Origin of the sequence: Xenorhabdus entomophaga (assembly GCF_037996725.1) — a bacterium.
GTDB lineage: Bacteria > Pseudomonadota > Gammaproteobacteria > Enterobacterales > Enterobacteriaceae > Xenorhabdus > Xenorhabdus khoisanae.
Genome location: NZ_JBBMXH010000175.1, coordinates 1 through 4,499, shown reverse-complemented (window position 1 = coordinate 4,499; position 4,499 = coordinate 1). Strand labels below are relative to the sequence as shown.

The following is a 4,499-nucleotide window of genomic DNA, read 5'->3' as shown; positions in this document are numbered from 1 at the left end:
TGCGGTGCACCCAGCCAAAGAAATAAGCTTAAAAAAGCGAGTTGGTGTGATGATTATCGGGCAAGAGTTTTCTTTGGGTGAAAATTAATCAGAGTATGCTCGCGCCCTGGGAAAACCATTAGCACCTAATTCGTGGATATGTGATCCATGGGCAAATATAGCTTGTCCAGCGGTGTATTATCCTCTTGAGTGGAAGCTAAAAATGCAAAAATGGAACGATAGGAAAAAATATATTAGAAGATTTACAGATCAGTGCATCCCTCCTACCGACAATTATACATATTTCCTTATCGAAAATAGTGTTCAAACAATTATTCTATTAGCGCAGATTACACTGAAAAAAGAACCTGAGACTCCAAAAGAAAATCTAAGTAGTGTGTTCTCTTCTCTTTCTAAAAATGGGTTATGGCCATAATTAAATTTTTTAACCTGAGCCATGTATAGAAACCCAAAAGTATACATAATTTAATTTGTTACAGATGACTGGTTATGTCAGCCATCTGTAACAAGATTGCATTTTTCATTTTCTAAGTGGCATACGGATCGCAGCTGTAACTATCGACTTCGCCGTGAACATCAAAATAGTTTCAGTTGTTTTATTTCAATAAAAAACATTAACTATGATTTATAATTTAAATTATTTTTACAAATAAGGAGGTCTTTTTAGCTGATGAAATTTAATTATTAGCTGATAAAAAAAAGGAATTTGAATTGGTAAGATAAAAAAGAGACATTATATAAATAACCAATTTTGAAATTCACATTAAATAAAAAATGAAATAATAAAAACAAGATAAAACCAAAATAATTTTAACACACCCAACTCGATTATTTGAATAAAAAAACAGCACAATAATTATTCTTGCACAAACTACAACCAGTAAATAAAAAACTTAAAGTAACTATATCTTAAGGTAACATAACAAAGCACCAATATGCATTTTCATCCAATAAATAAAAAGTATAAAAGCTAATATTTAAGCTACTCAATCAAGAGGTAACCAATGAAAAACTCAGAACAAATAACACTCTCCCCTCCTAAATTCACCCAGGCATATGGAACCAATACCATTAACATACATGACGTTAATGAAATGGGAAATAAATATCTATTAATGGAGGTACCAAGATATGATCATGAAGAGATTGGAGATGAAATATTTGGACTTCTTTGCTTAAATGGTGATTGCTCATCAAGTAACAATGCTGGCGTTATAAAATCCCTTCCATATACTATTACACCAGATAAAGAGAAAGAATCTCCATACTATTTACTGTTTCTTGTAGATGAAATTTCTCTATATGGAACCTATCAAGCTCAATATAAAATAATAAGTCATGGAAATGAACGTAACTCACCAACAGTGAATATAAACCTTATTACATCTATTTCTAAACATACTCCTGCTATAGCCATATCACTGCCAAAAGAGACTAAATTTCTTAATAACCAAATGGTTTTTGTTATGGTTGAGGCAATAAACATCTATCCCAAAGATGCATATAATATTTCTTCATTTAAAATAGTTCCTGATGATGGCCAAGATACTATTATTGTAACTCCAGCTTCGAAGTTCAATAATTATAACACAACCGGTATTCCAATCGTTAACCAAGGATTTTTTTTAACAATTGTAAATAAAAACACAAAGACAAACGCCAAATTCACAGTAAGTGCTCTTAATAAGAGCGGTGCTACTGCATCAACTCTTCAACCACTAACAGTTACTCATGATATATTACCGTTAGTACCAAATCAGCTGATTAAACTAGAAACTGAAAATGAATTTATAGAATTACCAGAAACTGAGAATCTAATAACTGATAAAAACAGCAAGTATAGTTCATATGTGGGAAGACTCACCACTTCAAATGGCGCAGGAATTCCGAACGTTCAGATTTATATAGCAAGTCAACAAGATAAACAATTATCTACCCCACTTATAAATATAACTACAGAACCAGGAGCAGGCAATACAGGAGATAAATATGATATTCATCAGTTAGAAGGAAAAGATTTCTTTTCAATAATAACGGACCCACAAGGTTTTATAAAGTTTCGTGCATATCCAATAAAATATACATCAGTAAGAGTTGATTTCCTTACAGGAATACCAGAAATAAATCCTTTCTATTTTGCATCGTCGATATATGTGTTTAAAACAAACACTATGTTTCCTGAACTTGCTTTTCCTTCCGTAGTTGGAATACAAGAAAATGGTAAAATAGTAAAAATACCCAGGGATGATAAGTTTAGTGTAAACATTGATTCATATGAAGGTATTAATAATATGGATAGGCTGGTGTTTTTCGTAGGAAAAAATCCACAAAATACAAAACAATTACTTCCAATATACACAGTTCAGGATACAAATACTATAAAAAATCGAAATTTTAATTTTTCCTATGATCAACTGGAGCCTAATCAAGGCTTGGGTTTAAGTTTTATGGCAATACCACAAATAGGAAATCCCAAATATTCTTTTCCATTATATATAAACTACTTTCAAGATGAAAATAATCCAGACGATAATAAAGATAAAGTTTATGACAAAGTTATTGTATATTCTACTACCACTCCTCCTAAACCCAGTGATACAGAGGGTATAATTCATGAATCATCTGCGATAACCTTCAATACAATAAGTAAGAATATTGAACTTAATGGGAGTATTAACAATGGTAAAACAGGATTATATGTCATTATAAAATTAGCAGCTAGTCAGAATGAAAAGAACTTACCTAAATATGGAAAAAAGGGATATTTAAGGGTGTCCGCTACTGGAAAAAAAGATAAAACAATTGATTTTATATTAGATGAAAGTAATGTTCTTACAGATGGTCAAGAAAAGTATATAAATATTCCAATTCCATTCTGTGATCTTATATGGATTGGGCTTTCCGAAGATATAACATCCCAACTATATATTGACTATACAATCACAGATAGTGATTCAGGTAAGTTAGAAAAAAGTAAAATTTGGGTAACTGATATTGATACTGTTATTTTAGGAGATTCTCCAGATATCAACTACGGTTGTATATCTTAGAATAAAAATCTTAGTTTTAAAACCCAATAAATTATAGATTGGTATAGTCATTATTGGAAAAATGAAATTATGACATCTGACTTATAACCAAAACTACGCTAGACTGTATCATATACCAATGGATTTCAAGGTGCAGCGCGACGATAAGGGAACTCACTACCGAACATAGTCAACTATGTGATTGAAAAATTGAGTATAATCAACAAAGCTACAACTTGAAAAACTATTCAAAATAAAAACCCCGGAATGGGGTTTTTATTTTATTAATATTTCTTATTTTGTTGATGTCTTTTCTGAGGTTAAGCCTAATTTTTCAGTTATTTCTTTTACTTCTGCGTTATTTTCTAGCTTGTTCTTTTCATATTTATTAAGGCTTGAAGATAAGCACTCTATGTCTGTCACCTTACAAGTTTTAAAATCATCCGTTACTATAGACGAAACTTTAGCAAACAAAATGATTTTCTTGTCAACTTCAGTTGCCTTGTCTGGATTTTTCGAAGCGTTATTTATAGATGATACTAACTTACTGACCAACTCATCTTCAGCTACTGAAACTGGAACACAATCACCTAATGTTGGAGAACCGATGATAACGCTTTCACCAACACATGAATATTTAACCTTTTGGTTTCTATTCAGTTCAGCGGCAAGATCTCTATATTTTCTGGCAAAATTGACGTGAACTTTATTAAACATGTCTCCTGTTTTCAAAGTAACAACAGGAATGTCACCAATGCTAGAATCTATAGAATCAACGATACCAGTGATGATGATTTTTTTACCTTTATAGATTTTATCACCTCTAGCCTCATTACTCGCGTACACCCTTTCCATCTCTTTCGCTGTTACAACAATGTAATCTGTATTTAGTTCTGAATTACCACCTTCAAAACCCATTTTCACATCTTTACGAATTACATTTTCAATAACGTTTGATTCATTTTCAGTTAACTTAATCGCATTGCTACTGGATGAAGTCGTTCCTGATGATTTATCATCTTTACCAGCAATGATCCCGATTACGATAAGAACGACAAATACTATCCCTACCCATTTCAATATTTTTTTCATTTAGATACCTATTTACATCATATTAGCTAACTATCCAAACCGACGCATTTCATGCGAGCATCTGATATCACGTTTTGTCAGTGTTTTTTCTATCACTGTTATGCAGCCCCTTACGGAGCTGCCTGGCGATTAGTTTGCTGCAACAGTTTGTTTACTCTTTTCTTTTTTCTTTAAAATCATTGAAATAATGATTGCCAATACGAAAAGAACAATATGGAAACCAACATAGAACCAATAAAGCCCTATACCATCTTCCCCATTACTATGCATATAGCAGAATCATACTAATATGTCATAATATCCAAATCCAACATGACAAGGCATAAAGTGAAATGGGTTACAGTTTAGATTTTCGAAAAAGAGTCCTGGCATACAAAG

Annotated in this window: 2 protein-coding genes; one reads left to right on the top strand and one right to left on the bottom strand. The window is 31.9% G+C overall.

The genetic code is table 11. The annotated features are described in order from the left end of the window. Positions 1 to 1,004 precede the first annotated feature (1,004 nt). The gene (locus AAC854_RS21295) at positions 1,005 to 3,050 is read left to right on the top strand and encodes a hypothetical protein (protein WP_340618842.1); all 2,046 of its coding nucleotides are present in this window, start codon (positions 1,005 to 1,007) and stop codon (positions 3,048 to 3,050) included. 273 nt (positions 3,051 to 3,323) lie between these two features. Here the strand turns inward: AAC854_RS21295 and AAC854_RS21290 are convergent, their stop codons facing one another. Then, positions 3,324 to 4,121: an OB-fold protein gene (locus AAC854_RS21290; protein ID WP_340618841.1), complete on the bottom strand. Its 798-nt coding sequence runs from the start codon at positions 4,119 to 4,121 to the stop codon at positions 3,324 to 3,326. Positions 4,122 to 4,499: the final 378 nt, after the last annotated feature.

Coding starts and splice junctions, on each gene's coding strand:
- AAC854_RS21295 (WP_340618842.1), top strand. CDS start 1,005: ATGAAAAACTCAGAACAAATAACACTCTCCCCTCCTAAATTCACCCAG.
- AAC854_RS21290 (WP_340618841.1), bottom strand. CDS start 4,121: ATGAAAAAAATATTGAAATGGGTAGGGATAGTATTTGTCGTTCTTATC.